16 protein-coding genes are annotated in these 18,061 nt (G+C 58.9%); 14 read left to right on the top strand and 2 right to left on the bottom strand.

Annotation, left to right across the window (positions count from 1 at the left end):
• The first annotated feature begins 230 nt into the window (after positions 1–230).
• The 10 genes from AWM79_RS16420 (at position 231) to AWM79_RS16380 (ending at position 12,066) form a co-directional block, all read left to right on the top strand.
• Entirely contained in the window at positions 231–1,856 is a 1,626-nt protein-coding gene (locus AWM79_RS16420; protein ID WP_017132894.1) for an ABC transporter substrate-binding protein, read from the top strand.
• A gap of 294 nt (positions 1,857–2,150) precedes the next feature.
• Positions 2,151–3,749, top strand: a complete 1,599-nt coding sequence (locus AWM79_RS16415; RefSeq protein WP_060783288.1) for an ABC transporter substrate-binding protein — start codon at positions 2,151–2,153, stop codon at positions 3,747–3,749.
• A gap of 168 nt (positions 3,750–3,917) precedes the next feature.
• Positions 3,918–5,318 (top strand): OprD family porin, encoded by a 1,401-nt coding sequence (locus AWM79_RS16410; protein ID WP_060783287.1) that lies wholly within the window; start codon positions 3,918–3,920, stop codon positions 5,316–5,318.
• 77 nt (positions 5,319–5,395) lie between these two features.
• The gene (locus AWM79_RS16405) at positions 5,396–6,991 is read left to right on the top strand and encodes an ABC transporter substrate-binding protein (protein ID WP_060783286.1); all 1,596 of its coding nucleotides are present in this window, start codon (positions 5,396–5,398) and stop codon (positions 6,989–6,991) included.
• Between the two features lie 75 nt (positions 6,992–7,066).
• Positions 7,067–8,077: an ABC transporter permease subunit gene (locus AWM79_RS16400; RefSeq protein WP_060783285.1), complete on the top strand. Its 1,011-nt coding sequence runs from the start codon at positions 7,067–7,069 to the stop codon at positions 8,075–8,077.
• A 10-nt stretch (positions 8,078–8,087) separates the two neighbouring features.
• Entirely contained in the window at positions 8,088–8,999 is a 912-nt protein-coding gene (locus AWM79_RS16395) for an ABC transporter permease subunit (RefSeq protein WP_017132889.1), read from the top strand.
• A gap of 10 nt (positions 9,000–9,009) precedes the next feature.
• On the top strand, positions 9,010–9,978 hold the full coding sequence (locus AWM79_RS16390; protein WP_060783284.1) for an ABC transporter ATP-binding protein: 969 nt from the start codon (positions 9,010–9,012) through the stop codon (positions 9,976–9,978).
• Positions 9,978–10,946 (top strand): peptide ABC transporter ATP-binding protein, encoded by a 969-nt coding sequence (locus AWM79_RS16385; protein ID WP_060783283.1) that lies wholly within the window; start codon positions 9,978–9,980, stop codon positions 10,944–10,946. Before AWM79_RS16390 ends, AWM79_RS16385 begins: the two co-directional genes overlap by 1 nt.
• A 273-nt stretch (positions 10,947–11,219) precedes the next feature.
• Complete coding sequence (locus AWM79_RS25040; RefSeq protein ID WP_156430117.1) at positions 11,220–11,543, top strand: hypothetical protein; 324 nt, start codon at positions 11,220–11,222, stop codon at positions 11,541–11,543.
• Positions 11,533–12,066 (top strand): hypothetical protein, encoded by a 534-nt coding sequence (locus tag AWM79_RS16380; protein WP_060783282.1) that lies wholly within the window; start codon positions 11,533–11,535, stop codon positions 12,064–12,066. Before AWM79_RS25040 ends, AWM79_RS16380 begins: the two co-directional genes overlap by 11 nt.
• 114 nt (positions 12,067–12,180) lie before the next feature.
• Here AWM79_RS16380 and AWM79_RS16375 read toward each other — a convergent pair whose 3' ends face one another.
• Positions 12,181–12,432 (bottom strand): hypothetical protein, encoded by a 252-nt coding sequence (locus AWM79_RS16375; RefSeq protein WP_060783281.1) that lies wholly within the window; start codon positions 12,430–12,432, stop codon positions 12,181–12,183.
• A 260-nt stretch (positions 12,433–12,692) separates the two neighbouring features.
• Positions 12,693–14,276 carry a peptide chain release factor 3 gene (locus AWM79_RS16370; RefSeq protein ID WP_060783280.1) on the bottom strand — a complete coding sequence of 528 codons (1,584 nt, stop codon included), beginning with the start codon at positions 14,274–14,276 and terminating at the stop codon, positions 12,693–12,695.
• A gap of 341 nt (positions 14,277–14,617) precedes the next feature.
• Between AWM79_RS16370 and AWM79_RS16365 the strand changes: the two genes are divergently transcribed.
• The 4 genes from AWM79_RS16365 to AWM79_RS16350 are packed head-to-tail and all read left to right on the top strand — an operon-like array spanning position 14,618 to position 18,059.
• Entirely contained in the window at positions 14,618–15,334 is a 717-nt protein-coding gene (locus AWM79_RS16365) for an ABC transporter permease (RefSeq protein ID WP_060783279.1), read from the top strand.
• Between the two features lie 14 nt (positions 15,335–15,348).
• Positions 15,349–16,242, top strand: a complete 894-nt coding sequence (locus tag AWM79_RS16360; protein ID WP_017132883.1) for a glycine betaine ABC transporter substrate-binding protein — start codon at positions 15,349–15,351, stop codon at positions 16,240–16,242.
• A 9-nt stretch (positions 16,243–16,251) separates the two neighbouring features.
• Positions 16,252–16,905, top strand: a complete 654-nt coding sequence (locus AWM79_RS16355; protein WP_017132882.1) for an ABC transporter permease — start codon at positions 16,252–16,254, stop codon at positions 16,903–16,905.
• The gene (locus AWM79_RS16350) at positions 16,902–18,059 is read left to right on the top strand and encodes an osmoprotectant ABC transporter ATP-binding protein OsmV (RefSeq protein ID WP_060783278.1); all 1,158 of its coding nucleotides are present in this window, start codon (positions 16,902–16,904) and stop codon (positions 18,057–18,059) included. The genes AWM79_RS16355 and AWM79_RS16350 overlap by 4 nt, the downstream gene beginning before the upstream one ends.
• The last annotated feature ends 2 nt before the right edge of the window (positions 18,060–18,061 follow it).

Raw genomic sequence — 18,061 nt, 5'->3', positions numbered from 1 at the left:
GGCCTCGCTTGCCCGCTAGCAGGGCGCTAGATGCAGCGAAAAAGCCAGACGCAAACGATTAAATGCGCCGAAATTTATACAATTGCGACATTCGTGTACGTTCGTGCCACAGTTTAAGGCTTGCGGTGTTTCTGCATCTTGCATTGGGTATGGGGCCTGCATAAGTATCCCTAGGTCGACTCACGAGGTCGTCCTCACAACAAAAAATGACAACAAATCATGAGGCCACCATGCTTAAAAAAGCCGTCATTCCGTTTTTAGTGGGCGCAGGCCTCCTGGCATCTGCACCGTTCGCCCTCGCGGCGACAAACCTGGTGTACTGCTCCGAAGGGAGCCCGGCCGGTTTCGATCCAGGCCAATACACCGCCGGAACCGACTTCGACGCCTCCGCGGAAACCGTCTTCAACCGTCTCAGCCAGTTTGAACGCGGCGGCACCGCCGTGGTTCCTGGCCTGGCGACTAGCTGGGATATTTCGCCGGATGGCCTGACCTACACCTTCCATCTGCGCGATGGGGTGAAGTTCCACACCACCGACTACTTCAAGCCGACCCGCAACTTCAACGCCGACGACGTGCTGTTCACCTTCAACCGCATGCTCGACAAGGACATGCCATTTCGCAAAGCCTATCCGACCGAATTCCCGTACTTCACCGACATGGGCATGGACAGCAACATCACCCAGTTGCAGAAGATCGACGACCATACTGTCAAGTTCACCCTGAAGACGGTTGACGCCGCGTTCATCCAGAACCTGGCAATGAGCTTCGCTTCCATCCAGTCCGCCGAGTACGCCGATAAGCTGCTCAAGGAAGGCAAGACCAGCGACATCAACCAGAAGCCGATCGGTACTGGGCCGTTCGTGTTCAAGAGCTACCAGAAAGACTCCAATATCCGCTACACCGCAAACAAGGACTACTGGAAGCCTGAAGACGTCAAGATCGATAACCTGATCTTCGCCATCACCACCGACGCCTCGGTGCGGATGCAGAAACTGAAGAAAAACGAATGCCAGGTCAGCGTCTACCCGCGTCCGGCCGACCTTGCACCGCTCAAGGCCGACCCGAAACTGCAGATGCCCAGCCAGGCCGGTTTCAACCTGGGTTACATCGCCTATAACGTGATGCCGGTGCTCAAGGGCGAAACCGCCGCCAATCCGTTGGCCGACCTGCGTGTTCGTCAGGCACTGGACATGGCGGTGAACAAGCCGCAGATCATCGAATCGGTGTACCAAGGCGCTGGCCAGTTGGCCGTCAACGCCATGCCGCCGACCCAGTGGTCCTACGACACCACCATCAAGGATGCCAAGTACGATCCCGAGAAAGCCAAGCAATTGCTCAAGGAGGCCGGCATCAAGGAAGGTACCGAAATCAAGCTGTGGGCCATGCCCGTCCAGCGCCCGTACAACCCCAACGCCAAGCTGATGGCCGAAATGCTCCAGGCCGACTGGAAGAATATCGGCCTGAACGTGAAGATCGTCAGCTACGAATGGGGTGAATACATCAAGCGGTCCAAGGCCGGCGAGCAACAAGCCATGATCATCGGCTGGAGCGGCGACAACGGCGACCCGGATAACTGGCTGAACGTCCTGTTCGGTTGCGATGCCATCAACGGCAACAACTTCTCGAAGTATTGCACGCCCAAATACGACAGCCTGATGAAAGAAGCCAAATCGACTACCGACCAGGCCAAGCGCACCGAGCTGTACAAGCAGGCCCAGCACATCCTCAAGGAAGACGTCCCGTACACACCTATCGCGCACTCGACGGTGTACCAACCCATGAGTGTCACCGTGAAAGACTTCAAGATCAGTCCGTTTGGCTTGAACTCCTTCTACGGTGTCAGCGTCGGCAAATAAGGTCGCGCAAGGGCGACGTAGTACGACGTCGCCCTTGCGCTAGCGCCAGAATTGCAGGAATTGCCATTACCTCACCGCTCCCGGTTTCAGCCGAGCGAGTCAGAAGCGCAGTTTTTTCCTACAACTTTCTAAGGCTCTACGCATTTACGGCAGGGACTTGGCGTCATAACGTCGAGATACCGCTGATAGGCGTTCGAGCGGGATTGCTGTACTTACTGGCTCAGTCGGTGATGTTTCCATGTTTCAGCACATGGCAATCGCTCATCGATAACAATAAAAATGGATGGAATCGTCATGCGCCACACCTTCGTTTTATCCGCTTTTACCAGCACGGCCCTGCTGGCGGGTGCCTCTTTTGCCCAGGCTGGCGGCAGTCTGGTGTTCTGCTCCGAGGGTAGCCCCGCCGGGTTCGACACTGCACAGTACACCGCCGCTACGGACAACGACGCCGCCGAACCGATCTACAACCGGCTGGTGGAATTCGTTCGAGGCGAGACCACCGTCGCACCGGCGCTGGCCAAGAGCTGGGACATCTCACCCAATGGCCTGGTGTACACCTTTCATTTGCGTGAAGGGGTGAAGTTCCACACCACCCCATACTTCACGCCGAGTCGCGATCTCAATGCCGACGATGTGCTGTTCACCTTCAATCGCATGCTCGATCCCGAGCAGCCGTTTCGCAAGGCCTACCCCACTGAGTTCCCCTACTTCACCGGGATGAGCCTGAACAAGAATATCGCCAAGGTCGAAAAAACCGGGCCGCTGACTGTGGTCATGACCCTCAACAGCATCGATGCCGCGTTCATCCAGAACATCGCCATGAGCTTCGCCTCGATCCTGTCCGCCGAATATGCCGACCAGTTGCTCAGAGAAGGCAAGCCCAGCGACATCAATCAGAAACCCATCGGCACCGGGCCCTACGTGTTCCAGCGCTATCAGAAAGACACGCAGATCCGCTACATCGCCAACAAGCACTACTGGGACTCGAGCCAGGTCAAGCTCGATCAGTTGATCTTCGCGATCAACGTCGACGCCTCGGTACGGGTACAAAAGCTCAAGCGCGATGAGTGCCAGGTCACGCTGCATCCACGCCCCGCCGATGTCGATGCGCTCAAGAGCAACCCCAAGCTGCAGGTGATCGAAAAGCCCGGCTTCAACCTCGGCTACATTGCCTACAACGTGCGCCACAAGCCTTTTGACCAACTCGAAGTACGTCAGGCCCTGGACATGGCGGTAAACAAGCCAAGCATCCTCAACGCGGTCTATCAGGGTTCCGGTCAGTTGGCCGTCAATGCCATGCCTCCGACCCAGTGGTCCTACGACGAGACAATCAAGGACACCGCCTACAATCCGGAAAAAGCCAAGCAATTGCTCAAGGCTGCCGGCGTCAAGGAAGGCACCGAATTCACGCTCTGGGCCATGCCCGTCCAGCGTCCGTACAACCCCAACGCCAAGCTGATGGCCGAAATGCTCCAGGCCGACTGGGCGAAGATCGGCCTCAAGGTGAAGATCGTCAGCTACGAATGGGGCGAGTACCTCAAGCGCACCAAGAACGGCGAGCATGACATCAGCCTGATGGGCTGGACCGGCGATAACGGCGATCCGGACAACTGGCTCGGCACCCTCTACAGCTGCGATGCCATCGGCAGCAACAACTACTCCCTGTGGTGTGACCCGCAATACGACAAGCTGGTCAAGCAGGCCAAGATCGTCACCGATCGCGACGAGCGGACGGTGCTCTACCAACAAGCCCAGCAGTTGCTCAAGCAACAGGTGCCGATCACCCCCATCGCTCATTCGACGGTCAACCAGCCGCTGAGCGCCAAAATCCAGGACTTCAAAGTCAGCACGTTTGGCCGTAACTCATTCTCGGGCGTCAGTATCGAACAATAAAAACCGTGACCAGCGCGTGAGGGCGAATTTCGCCCTCACGCAATCTTGCAGCCGAAATTCGGCGAAACCTGCCAAGCAAACGTTTGCGAAGACAAAAAAGAGTTCACCACAAATAGCCGGCTCACCCAAAAAGGCCGGCATTCTAACAATAAGTAAAGGAGCTTTACGTTGAAACTCTCTCAAAAAGCGTTGTTAGCCTTAGCCATCAGTAGCGCCACCCTACCGGCCCATGCGCAATCCCAGAGCCAGGATTTCATTCCGACCGGCATCAATACCAGCAATGCCCAGAGTGAAGCCAAGGGTTTTATAGAGGGTCAGAGCCTGGGGGGCACAACCCGTAACTGGTACGCCAACGAACTGAGACGGCGCGATGATCGCTTCTCCTACAAAAAAGGCGGGACCACGCCAACACCCACGCCCCGGCGCATCAACTGGGTGCAGGGCACCATCCTGAACTACAGTTCGGGTTTCACTCAGGGCACCGTGGGTATCAAGACCGAAGTGGCGGTCTACAACGCCGTCGCCCTGGACCGTGACCGCAAGGACCTGGCCGGCGGTTCCAACCGTACCCTGACCCACGGCGACGGCGATGCTGTAGGCCAGTGGAGCAAACTGGGCCTGGCCAACGTCCAGGCCCGCGTTTCCAACACCACCCTGATCGCCGGGCGCCAGAGCTTCAGCACGCCGATTGTCGATACCATCGGCAACCGTCCGCTACCTTCCAGCTTCGAAGGGGTGAGCATCCATAGCGAAGAGCTCAGCAACATGGCCTTCGACCTGGGCACCTTCGACCGTGTATCGCCACGGACCGAGCAGAGCCTGTCGAAATTTCGCAGCGAATACGGCAACGGCCAGGAAGCCGATCACGTCCATACCGCCGGCATGACCTACCAGCCGCTGGAAAGCTTGAAGACCAGCCTCTACGCGGCCAAGGTCGAGGACTTCTGGAATCAGTACTACGCGGGATTCGTCCATGACCTGGGGGACACTTCGGTGCTGGGTCTGAGCACCGGATTCAACTATTACAAGACCGTCGATGCCGGCAAGAAGAAGATGGGTGAAATCGACAACGATACCTACTCGCTGTCGCTCGGCCTGACCCACCAGGCCCACAGCCTGACCTTCTCCTATCAGCAGGTGAACGGTAACGAGTACTTCGACTACCTACACGAAACCAACGGCATCTACCTGGCCAACTCCCTGCTGTCGGACTTCAACGGCCCCAACGAGAAATCCTTCCAGGTCGCCTATGGCATCAACATGGCCGAATACGGTGTGCCCGGCCTCAAGTTCAACATCTACAGCGCCCGCGGCTGGGGTATCGACGGTACCCACTACAACGGCACCGCTTATGGCAGCCCCGGCGAAAGCCGCAGCGACCTGCGTCTGATGGACGGCGAGAAACACCAGGAATACGGCATCGGCGCCTCCTACTCGGTGCAGAGCGGTCCACTGAAGGCCACCGCCATCCGTGCGACCTACACCACTCACCGCGCCAGCGAGCAGCAAGCGGATGGCAACCTCAAGGAGTTCCGCCTGGTCACCACCATTCCATTCAAGATCCTTTAAGACGTAACGCGATCAGGGCCGATTCAGCGAGTCGGCCCTGACGACTCATCTGGCTCATTTGATTACGGAGGGTTTATATGAAGATGCTTCCCTTGCGAGCGGCTATCGCAGCCACCTTGCTGACCGCCGCCATCGGCGTTTCGGCGAAACCCTTGGTGGTCTGCACCGAAGCCAGTCCGGAAGGTTTCGATCCGGTTCTTTACACCACCGCCGTCACTTCCGACGCCTCGTCTGAAACCGTGTTCAACCGCCTGGTGGACTTCAAGCCAGGCACCGCCGAGATCCAGCCGGCCCTGGCTGAAAGCTGGGAAACCAGCCCCGACGGCCTGCAGTACACGTTCCACCTGCGCAAAGGCGTCAAGTTCCACAACACCGACTACTTCAAACCGACTCGCGAGCTGAATGCCGACGACGTGATCTGGAGCTTCCAGCGCCAACTGGATCCGAATCACCCCTGGCACAAGCAATCGAGTGTCGGTTTCCCCTACTTTGAAAGCATGGACTTCCAGAACCTGCTCAAGAGCGTCGAAAAAATCGACGACTTGACCGTCAGGTTCACCCTGTCCCGACCCGAGGCACCGTTCCTGCTCGACCTGGGTATGGCCTTCACCTCGATCCACTCCGCCGAGTATGCCGACCAGCTGCTCAAGGCCGGCAAGATGGACGACCTGAATGCCAAGCCAATCGGCACCGGCCCGTTCATTTTCCAGCGTTATGCCAAGGATGCCCAGGTCCGCTACAAGGCCAACCCGGACTACTTCCGTGGCAAACCGCCCGCCGATGCACTGATATTTGCCATTACCCCGGACAACAACACGCGCCTGCAGAAGCTCAAGGCCAACGAGTGCCAGGTCGCCCTGTACCCAAAACCGGATGACGTCCCGAGCATCCAGGCCGATCCGAACTTGCAGGTCGTCGGCATGGCTGCCATGTCCACCGGTTACATCGCCATCAATACCGAGCACAAGTACCTGGGTGATGTGCGAGTGCGCCAGGCCATCGAATTGGCGCTGGACAAGCAGACCTATGTCGATACCCTGTATGGCAAGGGCAACGCCATCGCGGCGGTCAACCCCTACCCGCCCACCCTGCTGGGCTACAACGACAAGCTGAAGAACCCGGCGCAGAACCTGGACAAGGCCCGTGCGCTGCTCAAGGAAGCCGGCGTGCCGCAAGGCACGGTCTTCACCCTGTACACTCGCAATGCGGGCGGCCCAACCAACCCGAACCCGCAACTGGGCGCGCAGTTGGTCCAGTCGGATTTGGCCAAGGTCGGTATCAAGATCGATATCCGCGTCATGGAGTGGGCCGAGATGCTCAAGCGCGCAAAAAAAGGCGAACATGACCTGGTGTCCGCCGGTTGGAGCGGCGACAACGGCGACCCGGATAACTTCCTCACTCCGCTATTGAGTTGCGAAGCGGCCAAAAACGGCGAAAACTACACCCGCTGGTGCAACCCGCAATTCCAAACCCTGATCGACCAGGCTCGTACCAAGACCGAGCCGGCCGAACGTGCAGCGCTCTATGAACAAGCCCTGGAAATCTTGCATCAGCAAGTACTGTGGGTCGACCATGCTCACCCCAAGATGTTTACCGCCATGCGCAAGAACGTAGTGGGTTATCACATGAACCCACTGACCACCAATAACTTCGCCACGACCCAGGTGAAGTAGAAAAAGACACCGGTCGCTGCCCGCACCCCGGGCTGCGACCGGAATGCCTAACCGGCTGATGAGGTACACCATAAGATGTTTAGTTTTATTGCCCGCCGATTGGGGTTATTGATCCCCACGTTTTTCGGCATCACACTGCTGACCTTCGCATTGATTCGCATGATTCCTGGCGATCCCGTGGAAGTCATGATGGGCGAGCGCCGGGTCGACCCCGAAATGCATGCCCAGGCGATGGAACGCCTCGGCCTGAACAAACCGCTTTACGCGCAATACATCGATTACGTGGGCAAACTCGCCCATGGCGACCTCGGCGAATCCTTGCGCACACGCACCAGCGTGTGGAGCGAATTCACCGCCCTCTTTCCGGCGACCCTGGAATTGTCCATGGCCGCCCTGCTGTTCGCTGGCGTCTTCGGCCTACTGGCCGGCGTGATCGCAGCCCTCAAGCGAGGATCGCTGTTCGATCATGGGGTCATGGGTATATCCCTGGCGGGATACTCGATGCCGATCTTCTGGTGGGGTCTGATCCTGATCATGTTCTTCTCCGTCAGCCTGGGCGTGACCCCGGTTTCAGGGCGAATCGACCTGCTTTACGACATCGAGCCGAAAACCGGTTTCATGTTGATCGACACCCTGCTCAGCGACCAGCCGGACGCCTTCTGGGATGCGCTGCACCACATGATCCTGCCCTCCATCGTGCTGGGCACCATCCCGCTGGCGGTGATCGCCCGGATGACCCGTTCCTCGATGCTCGAAGTCTTGCGCGAAGACTACATCCGCACCGCCCGCGCCAAGGGGCTGTCCTCGGCCCGCGTGGTGTTCGTCCACGGCCTGCGCAACGCGCTGATCCCGGTGCTGACGGTCATGGGCCTGCAAGTCGGCACGCTACTGGCCGGGGCGGTCCTCACCGAAACCATTTTCTCCTGGCCCGGCATCGGTAAATGGCTGATCGAAGCCATCGGCGCCCGGGACTACCCGGTGGTGCAAAACGGCATCCTGTTGATTGCCTGCATCGTGATCCTGGTCAATTTCGTGGTGGATATCCTCTACGGCTTCGCCAACCCACGTATCCGTCACCAGCGCTGAGATCCTATACATGAGCACTCCAACTTCCTCTGTAGCAGTCGATCAAAGCCTGCTGTATCCGTCGCCGTACAAAGAGTTCTGGCAAGCCTTCGCCAAGAACAAGGGTGCCGTCGCCGGCCTGTTATTCATGCTGCTGGTGATCTTCTGCGCGATTTTCGCCCCCTGGGTCGCGCCGCACGATCCGAGTGAGCAGTTCCGCGACTTCCTGCTCACCCCGCCGTCCTGGCTCGAAGGTGGCCAGTCCCGGTTCCTGCTGGGCACCGATGAACTAGGCCGCGACCTGCTGTCGCGACTGATCCAGGGCTCGCGCCTGTCGCTGCTGATCGGCCTGTCCTCGGTGGTGATGTCGCTGATTCCCGGAATTCTGATGGGCCTGCTGGCCGGCTTCTTCCCGCGCATCCTCGGGCCGACCATCATGCGCCTGATGGACATCATGCTCGCCCTGCCATCGTTGCTGCTGGCGGTGGCGATCGTCGCCATCCTCGGCCCTGGCCTGATCAACACCGTGATCGCCATTGCCATCGTCTCGCTGCCGTCTTATGTGCGCCTGACCCGCGCCGCGGTCATGGGCGAACTGAACCGCGACTACGTGACCGCCGCCCGCCTGGCCGGTGCCGGCCTGCCGCGCCTGATGTTTATCACCGTGCTACCCAACTGCATGGCGCCGCTGATCGTCCAGGCCACCCTGAGCTTTTCCTCGGCGATCCTCGACGCCGCCGCCCTGGGCTTCCTCGGCCTCGGCGTCCAGCCGCCCACCCCGGAGTGGGGCACCATGCTGGCCTCGGCCCGCGACTACATCGAACGCGCCTGGTGGGTGGTCAGCCTGCCCGGCCTGACCATTTTGCTCAGCGTGCTGGCAATCAACCTGATGGGCGACGGCCTGCGCGATGCGCTGGACCCGAAACTCAAGAACGCCGCCTGAGGAGATTCCCATGTCACTGCTAGAAATCAAGAATCTCAATGTCCGCTTCGGCGACAAGACCGCCGTACCGGTGGTCGACGGCCTCGACCTGGCCGTGGACAAGGGCGAAGTACTGGCCATCGTCGGCGAATCGGGCTCGGGCAAATCCGTCACCATGATGGCGCTGATGGGCCTGATCGAGCACCCCGGTATCGTCACCGCCGACGCCCTGCGCTTCGACGGCAAGGACATGCTCAAGCTCAATGCCCGCCAGCGCCGGCAAATCGTCGGCAAAGATTTGTCCATGGTCTTCCAGGACCCGATGACCGCTCTGAACCCCAGTTACACCGTGGGCTTCCAGATCGAGGAAGTGCTGCGCCTGCACCTGAAGATGTCCGGCAAACAAGCCCGCAAACGGGCCATCGAACTGCTGGAAAAGGTCGAGATCCCAGGCGCGGCCAGTCGGATGGATGCCTATCCGCACCAACTGTCCGGCGGCATGAGCCAGCGCGTGGCAATTGCCATGGCCATTGCCGGCGAGCCGAAACTGCTGATCGCCGATGAGCCGACCACCGCTCTGGACGTGACCATCCAGGCGCAGATCATGGAGTTGCTGCTCAACCTGCAACAAGAGCAAAACATGGGCCTGGTGCTGATTACCCATGACCTCGCCGTCGTCGCCGAAACGGCCCAGCGGGTCTGCGTGATGTACGCTGGACAAGCCGTGGAAGTCGGTCGGGTCCCGGGCCTGTTCGATGTTCCGGCACACCCCTACAGCGAAGCGCTGCTCAAGGCGATTCCGGAACACAGCCTGGGTGCCGCCCGGCTGTCGACCCTACCGGGTATCGTGCCTGGCCGCTATGACCGCCCGCAGGGTTGCCTGTTGTCGCCGCGCTGCCCCTATGTGCAAGAAAACTGCCGTCAGCAACGCCCGGACCTGGACGCGAAAACCCATAGCCTCGCCCGTTGCTTCTACCCGCTGAACCAGGAGGTGGCGTAATGGCCGTCGTTCTCACCGCCCGCGACCTCACCCGTCACTACGAAGTCTCTCGCGGCCTGTTCAAGGGTCATGCGCTGGTGCGCGCCCTCAATGGTGTGTCGTTCGAATTGGAAGCCGGCAAGACCCTGGCCGTGGTAGGCGAGTCCGGGTGTGGCAAGTCCACCCTGGCCCGCGCCCTGACCCTGATCGAGGAGCCCTCGTCCGGCTCGCTGAAGATCGCTGGCCAGGAAGTCAACGGCGCCAACAAGGCCGAACGCAAGCAACTGCGCAAAGACGTGCAGATGGTGTTCCAGAGCCCTTACGCGTCGCTCAACCCACGGCAGAAGATCGGTGATCAGCTCGGTGAACCGCTGCTGATCAACACTCACCTGTCGGCCGCCGAGCGCCGCGAAAAAGTGCAGGCGATGATGAGCCAGGTCGGTTTGCGGCCTGAGCATTATCAGCGTTACCCGCACATGTTCTCCGGCGGCCAGCGCCAGCGGATCGCACTGGCCCGAGCGATGATGTTGCAACCCAAGGTGCTGGTGGCGGACGAACCGACCTCGGCCCTCGACGTCTCGATCCAGGCCCAAGTGCTGAACCTGTTCATGGACCTGCAGCAGCAGTTCAACACCGCCTACGTGTTCATCTCCCACAACCTGGCGGTGGTGCGTCACGTGGCAGACCAGGTGCTGGTGATGTACCTTGGCCGGCCAGCCGAAATGGGTCCGAAAGAGGACATCTACACCCGTCCGCTACACCCGTATACCCAGGCCCTGCTGTCGGCGACCCCGACCATCCACCCGGACCCGCTGAAACCGAAGATCAAGATCGTCGGCGAACTGCCCAACCCGCTCAACCCGCCGAGCGGCTGCGCCTTCCACAAGCGCTGCCCCTACGCCACCGAGCGTTGCAGTACGGAGTTGCCGGAGCTGCGTCAAGTGGATACCCGCCAGGTCGCCTGCCACTACGCCGAGCAATTCCTCTGACCGACACTCCAAAAACGCCTTCCTGAAAAAGCGAAGGCGCTGAAAACCCAGCCCTTTTTGCCAGGTGGCGCATCAACTTGGCAGAAAGAGCCTTTTCATGTGGGGAGCCGCTCGATCAAATAGCGCCATCGCCCTGGCAGCCTCATTGACCCAGATATATCCTACCGAAAATAGAAAAGAAACCTACAGAACAACGCTCCCGACCCTACTTCCTTCGGTTCTGAACAGCTGCAATCTGCCCTTCCTGATATTTTAACGAGAGGGGCATATCAAATGAGCTGTGGCATCAACGGTGTTACGTTTGGGCATAGAAGTAAAGAAGGCTTTAAAAATATAGGACGCATTTATAGGTACGGCAACATGCTGAGCGCGACTCTGTCAGGCGGCGTTATTACCAACCTATTCTTCAACAACGGCCCTTTATCTGCTACATATTCAATATCGCAATACGACTTCACTCTATTTACCCGTGCTATGGCCGCAACCCCAACAATAGTCAAGAATAGGGTTAACTTAGAAGTAGCTGCCATCATTACAGATAACACCATTAACTACAAAGAAAGAGAATTTTGGAAGTGCATATACAATGCACACTAAAACGCTCATCATGATTTTATCCGTATTGGCAATAACCGACGCCTTCGCCTCGCCTCTTCAAGAAAAGGAAGCCGAATTAAAATATACATATATAGCATCACTTAAAAAAGCTCATGAAAATTATAATTCAAAATTTGAAATCTGCATAAAAAATGAAAAACTAAAAACCCCACTAAAAATTTCCGACATAGAATTCTTGAAGAAACAATATGCACAAACAATGATTTTCATTGAAAAAAAGCATAGACTATCAACATGTATTTACCCTGAAGAAAATATCGTCATCCGTAAACACATCGAGACGCTAAGCCTCCTTCGCTCAGAAAAAATACTTCCAACAGAGGAAGAAACCCTCACTCAAACAATAGATATCTATTTCGGTCTTGAAAATAAACACGACCTTGAGTTTAAAAAAAAATACGAACTCATACCCGAAGAACTGCGGAAGCGATTTGACCGTGTGGTCAAGGATAAAAGCCTGGAAATCAACTTCGTCAAGATCACCGATGCCCTGCCCGAATGATCGTTGCCATGTTGCCTGGAAAGATACAGCGCAACATCAACAGCGCAAGGCATTCCCACGCAGACGGCTCAACGCCTCGATGTGGGAACGATCTGAATTTGCGCCGCCGAGCAATCAAGTATCCTCGTCGCTCTCTTCATCATCGCCGGTATCAGGCTCTTCGGTGGTGGGGCCATCATCGCTCTCGCCATCGCCCTGCTCCTCGTCGACGGAGTCGGCGACCGTCAAAGCACGGCCCTGGACACTGTTCGCTGTCCACACACCAGAGGCCTGGGGCGGACTCGCACTGGCCCAGGCTGCCGTGGTGCCCAGCGCCAGCATCACCAGCACCTTGAGCAGCAACACAATGCGTTGAAAGATGTTCATCGTCGATCCAGTCCTTCTATAGGTAAGTCGCGATTGCCTGAGCGCCAGTTCAAACAACCTGCGCCAGCTTCCTCAGACGCTAGTCCCGTCGACGAACTTTTTCCATACTGGCTACATGAAACTTTCCAGTGCCTCTTAGAATAATTCCAACTAACCGTCAGATCCGAAGAACCTATGGCACTTTTCAATCACTCATAAAAAACCCCGCCGACGAGCAGCGGGGTTTGCGGCTGGAGGACTTTACCTTCGGCTATGGCAAATCAGTGATGCTCACGCGTCGCGCGGAATTTCACATCCGGCCAGCGCTCTTCCATCAGTGCCAGATTGACCCGGGTCGGCGCCAGGTAGGTCAGGTGACCGCCGCCGTCGATGGCGAGGTTTTCTACGGCCTTGACCTTGAACTCTTCCAGCTTCTTCTTATCACTGCAATCGATCCAGCGAGCCGAATACACGGTGATCGGCTCGTAGGAGCATTCGACTTTGTATTCCTCTTTCAAGCGGCTGGCCACCACATCAAACTGCAGCACCCCGACGGCGCCGAGGATGATGTCGTTGCTGCGCTCCGGGAAGAACACCTGGGTCGCGCCCTCCTCAGCCAACTGCTGCAAGCCCTGGCGCAGTTGTTTGGACTTGAGCGGATCGCGCAGCCGTACTCGGCGGAACAGTTCCGGGGCGAAGTGCGGAATACCGGTAAAGCCCAAGGCCTCGCCTTCGGTGAAGGTGTCACCGATCTGGATGGTGCCGTGGTTGTGCAGGCCGATGATGTCGCCCGCGTAGGCTTCTTCCAGCTGTTCGCGCTCGGAGGAGAAGAACGTCAGCGCATCGCCGATCCGCACGTCTTTGCCGGTCCGTACATGGCGCATCTTCATGCCCTTGTCGTACTTGCCCGAGCAGATTCGCATGAAGGCGATGCGGTCGCGGTGCTTGGGGTCCATGTTCGCCTGGATCTTGAACACAAAACCGGAGAATTTCTCTTCCACCGGCTCGACCGTGCGCTCGTTGGCGACACGCGCCAACGGCTTCGGCGCCCAATCGACCACGGCGTCGAGTACATGGTCGACACCGAAGTTGCCCAGCGCGGTGCCGAAGAACACCGGGGTCAGTTGGCCATCGAGGAATTCCTGCTGGTTGAATTCATGGCAGGCGCCCTGCACCAGTTCCAGTTGCTCGATAAACCGCTCGTACTCGTCACCCAGGTGGGCGCGGGCTTCGTCCGAGTCGAGTTTCTCGATGATCTTTACCTCGGTGCGCTCATGACCATGGCCGGCGATGTAGACGATGATGTAGTCGTCGGCCAGGTGGTAGACGCCCTTGAAGTCGCGGTAGCAACCGATCGGCCAGGTGATCGGCGCCGCCTTGATCTTCAGGACCGACTCGATTTCGTCGAGCAGTTCGATCGGGTCGCGGATATCGCGATCGAGCTTGTTGATAAAGCTGACGATCGGTGTATCACGCAGGCGGCAGACGTCCATCAGGGCGATGGTCCGCGGTTCGACGCCCTTGCCGCCGTCGAGCACCATTAGCGCCGAGTCCACGGCGGTCAGGGTCCGGTAGGTGTCTTCGGAGAAGTCTTCGTGGCCTGGCGTATCGAGCAGGTTGACCATGTGATCCCGGTAGGGGAACTGCATGACCGAGGTAGTAATGGAAATACCCCGTTGCTTCTCCATTTCCATCCAGTCGGAGGTGGCATGGCGATCGGATTTGCGAGATTTCACCGTGCCCGCCACCGCAATCGCCTTGCCCATCAGCAACAGCTTTTCGGTGATGGTGGTCTTACCCGCATCCGGGTGGGAAATAATGGCGAAGGTGCGGCGTTTCGCGACTTCGGCGGCCTGGTTGGTCATGGGAAATCGCCTGACAGGTGATTCAAAAAAGGGCGCCGATTATAGACCAAAGCCGACACCAGCGGCCACCGCTGCCCTCTCGCCCGGCGGGCCACCGGATAGCCCAAAGCGATTAATTGGGGAACCTTTTAAAGCGCACAGGCGTCCACTCCCCTGTCATGACCTTTCATCAGGTGTAGAAAAATCAGCCAGTTAGCCTGATGACATGACGCTTATGGCTAACCCTCTAGCTCTTCGTCGACAAGGGGGGAAAGCTGCTTTTCGCGGACATTCTTCCCGGCATCCAGCAATGGCCTTGCCTCAAGGGAATGTGTCTGCCGACTGAAAAAAGGAGTCCATCTGTGGCTAATCGCTATGGCCAAGGGCTTATCGGAGGCGCGGTGGTCATCGCCCTCCTGGCCCTGCTGATCCACTGGATCGGCATCAGCACTATCGAACACTACCGAGACGACTTGTGGTTCTACCTGCAAGCTCACCTGTACCTGGTCCTGGCGTCGATGTTGGCCGCCCTGCTGGTCGGGATTCCCGCCGGCATCTTCCTCAGCCGCCCCGCCATGAGCGGTCGCGCCGAACGCTTCATGCAGGTGTTCAATATCGGCAATACCGTCCCGCCCCTGGCGGTACTGGCGATTGCCCTGGGGATCCTCGGCATCGGCGCGGGCCCGGCGATCCTTGCTCTGTTCCTTGCCTCCCTGCTGCCCATCGTGCGCAATACCTATGAGGGCCTGAAAAACGTCGAGGGGTCTCTCAAGGAGGCTGCCGTGGGCATCGGCATGACCCCACGCCAAGTGCTCTGGCGGGTGGAACTGCCCAATGCCGTACCGATCATCGTCGGTGGCGTGCGAGTGGCCCTGGCGATCAACGTCGGTACCGCGCCGCTGGCCTTCCTGATCGGCGCCAACAGCCTGGGCAGCCTGATTTTCCCCGGCATCGCCCTGAACAACCAGCCGCAACTGATCCTCGGCGCAGCCTGTACCGCCTTGCTGGCGCTGCTGCTCGATGGTCTGGTGACATTGGCCAGCCGGCGCTGGCTGGAACGCGGCCTGCGGCCCGCCTGAGCAAAGGAAAAACCATGAAAAGACTCTACTTGTTTTTAGGCTGCGCCCTGCTGTTCGCAGGATGGGCCCAGGCCGCCGAAAAACCCGTGATCCGCATCGGCGCGCGGGTATTCACCGAACAAACCCTGCTTGCGGAAATCACCGCGCAATACCTGCGCACCAAGGGCTACGACACTCGGATCACCGGCGGCCTGGGCAGCAATCTTGCCCGTAGCGCCCACGAAAGTGGGCAACTGGACATGCTCTGGGAATACACGGGGGTGTCGCTGGTGGCCTACAACCATGTAACGGAAAAACTCGACAGCGAACAGTCCTACGCACGAGTCAAGGAACTCGATGCCCAAAAAGGCCTGGTCTGGCTCACGCCGTCGAAGTTCAGCAACACCTACGCCCTGGCCCTGCCGCAGAAGATCGCGGAACAATACCCACAGGTCAGCACCATCAGCCAACTGACCACGGTGCTCGCCGCCGAGGCAAAAAACCATCATCTGGTGGCGCTGGACACCGAGTTCGCCAACCGCTCCGATGGCCTGGAAGGTATGGTGAAGCTGTACGACATGAACCTGACCCGCCAGAACATTCGCCAGATGGATGCCGGTCTGGTTTATACCGCACTGCGCAATGGCCAGGTATTCGCCGGGCTGGTCTACACCACCGACGGGCGCTTGAACGCCTTCAAGCTCAAACTGCTGGAAGACGACCGCCACTATTTCCCGGATTACACCGCCGCGCCCGTGGTGCGCCAGGCCTATCTCGACGCCCACCCGCAATTGGCCGCCGATCTCAAGCCGTTGGCCGAGCTGTTCGACGACGACACCATGCGCCAGCTCAATGCCCGAGTCGATGTCGACCACCAGAGCCCCTCATCCGTGGCGGCCGACTTCCTGCGCCAGCACCCCATCCACTAAGGAGGAGACATGGAATTTCTCAACGCCTTTTCCCACCTGGACTGGCCACAGGTCCTGCATCTGACCGGGCAACACATCACCCTGGTCGGCATTGCCGTGACCCTGGCGATTGTTATCGGCGTGCCCCTGGGCGTACTGATGACCCGTTTCCCGGTGCTGGCCGGTCCCCTGCAAGCCAGTGCCACGGTGCTTCTGACCGTGCCGTCGATTGCGCTGTTCGGCCTGTTGCTGCCGTTCTATTCGAAATTCGGCCAGGGCCTCGGACCGCTGCCGGCGATCACTGCCGTGTTCCTCTACTCCTTACTGCCGATCCTGCGTAACACCTATCTGGCCCTGACCGGTGTCGAGCCGGGTATCCGCGAAGCCGCCCGTGGCATCGGCATGACCTTCGGCCAGCGCTTGCGCATGGTCGAGTTGCCGATTGCGGTGCCGGTGATCCTCGCCGGCGTGCGCACCGCCGTGGTGATGAACATCGGCGTCATGACCATCGCCGCCACCATCGGCGCGGGCGGCCTGGGCGTACTGATCCTGGCCTCCATCAGCCGCAGCGACATGTCGATGTTGATCGTCGGTGCCGTACTGGTCAGTGTCCTGGCCATCGCCGCCGATCTGCTCCTGCAATGGCTGCAACGCTCGCTGACTCCCAAAGGACTCCTGAAATGATCGAACTACAGAACCTGAGCAAGACCTTTCAAAGTAGCGGCAAGGTCGTCAAGGCCGTCGACTCCGTGAGCCTGACCGTCAACGAAGGCGAGATCTGTGTGTTTCTCGGTCCCTCGGGTTGCGGTAAGAGCACCACGCTGAAGATGATCAACCGTCTGATCGTGCCGACATCGGGTCGGGTCTTGATCAACGGCGAAGACACCACCCTGCTCGATGAAGTGACGCTGCGGCGCAATATCGGCTACGTGATCCAGCAGATCGGCCTGTTCCCGAACATGACCATTGAGGAAAACATCACCGTGGTGCCACGCCTGTTGGGCTGGGACAAGCAGAAATGCCATGACCGCGCCCGCGAGCTGATGAGTATGATCAAGCTCGAGCCCAAGCAATACCTGGGCCGTTACCCACGGGAACTGTCCGGCGGCCAGCAACAGCGGATCGGCGTGATCCGGGCCCTGGCGGCCGACGCGCCGTTACTGTTGATGGACGAGCCCTTCGGCGCGGTCGATCCGATCAACCGGGAAATGATCCAGAACGAATTCTTCGAGATGCAACGAGCGCTGAACAAGACCGTGATCATGGTCAGCCATGACATCGACGAAGCCCTCAAGCTGGGCGACAAAATCGCCATCTTCCGCAGCGGCCAGCTGATCCAGATCGACCATCCGGACACGCTGCTGGCGCATCCGGCGGATGATTTCGTCAGCAACTTCGTCGGCCAGGACAGCACCCTCAAGCGCCTGTTACTGGTCAAGGCCGAGGATGCGGCGGACAACGCGCCGTCGGTGAGCCCGCAAACGCCAGTGGCCGATGCGCTGGAACTGATGGATGAGCACGACCGTCGCTACGTGGTGGTGACCGATGCCGCCAACAAGGCGCTGGGCTATGTTCGCCGCCGCGATCTGCATCGCCAAGGCGGCGAATGCGGGCAATACCTGCGCGAATTCAATGCCACCGCGGCCTACGACGAACACCTGCGCATCCTGCTGTCGCGGATGTACGAGTTCAACCGCTCATGGCTGCCGGTGATGGACGCCGAGCGGGTGTTCCTCGGCGAGGTGACCCAGGAATCGATTGCCGCCTACCTGAGTTCCGGCCGTTCACGCGGGGCCAAGACCTGCATTGTTTCGCCCGCCGAAATGGCGGTGGTCTGACC

It is taken from the genome of Pseudomonas agarici (assembly GCF_001543125.1).
Classification (GTDB): domain Bacteria; phylum Pseudomonadota; class Gammaproteobacteria; order Pseudomonadales; family Pseudomonadaceae; genus Aquipseudomonas; species Aquipseudomonas agarici.
The sequence above is the reverse complement of the archived record's forward strand: the minus strand, read 5'-3'. Positions and strand labels throughout refer to the sequence as shown.

Bases quoted from the DNA above. Each gene is read 5' to 3' on its own strand.
- AWM79_RS16405 (WP_060783286.1), top strand. From the start codon at position 5,396: ATGAAGATGCTTCCCTTGCGAGCGGCTATCGCAGCCACCTTGCTGACC.
- AWM79_RS16415 (WP_060783288.1), top strand. From the start codon at position 2,151: ATGCGCCACACCTTCGTTTTATCCGCTTTTACCAGCACGGCCCTGCTG.
- AWM79_RS16390 (WP_060783284.1), top strand. From the start codon at position 9,010: ATGTCACTGCTAGAAATCAAGAATCTCAATGTCCGCTTCGGCGACAAG.
- AWM79_RS16400 (WP_060783285.1), top strand. From the start codon at position 7,067: ATGTTTAGTTTTATTGCCCGCCGATTGGGGTTATTGATCCCCACGTTT.
- AWM79_RS16360 (WP_017132883.1), top strand. From the start codon at position 15,349: ATGAAAAGACTCTACTTGTTTTTAGGCTGCGCCCTGCTGTTCGCAGGA.
- AWM79_RS16420 (WP_017132894.1), top strand. From the start codon at position 231: ATGCTTAAAAAAGCCGTCATTCCGTTTTTAGTGGGCGCAGGCCTCCTG.
- AWM79_RS16370 (WP_060783280.1), bottom strand. From the start codon at position 14,276: ATGACCAACCAGGCCGCCGAAGTCGCGAAACGCCGCACCTTCGCCATT.
- AWM79_RS25040 (WP_156430117.1), top strand. From the start codon at position 11,220: ATGAGCTGTGGCATCAACGGTGTTACGTTTGGGCATAGAAGTAAAGAA.
- AWM79_RS16395 (WP_017132889.1), top strand. From the start codon at position 8,088: ATGAGCACTCCAACTTCCTCTGTAGCAGTCGATCAAAGCCTGCTGTAT.
- AWM79_RS16385 (WP_060783283.1), top strand. From the start codon at position 9,978: ATGGCCGTCGTTCTCACCGCCCGCGACCTCACCCGTCACTACGAAGTC.
- AWM79_RS16380 (WP_060783282.1), top strand. From the start codon at position 11,533: ATGCACACTAAAACGCTCATCATGATTTTATCCGTATTGGCAATAACC.
- AWM79_RS16350 (WP_060783278.1), top strand. From the start codon at position 16,902: ATGATCGAACTACAGAACCTGAGCAAGACCTTTCAAAGTAGCGGCAAG.
- AWM79_RS16355 (WP_017132882.1), top strand. From the start codon at position 16,252: ATGGAATTTCTCAACGCCTTTTCCCACCTGGACTGGCCACAGGTCCTG.
- AWM79_RS16375 (WP_060783281.1), bottom strand. From the start codon at position 12,432: ATGAACATCTTTCAACGCATTGTGTTGCTGCTCAAGGTGCTGGTGATG.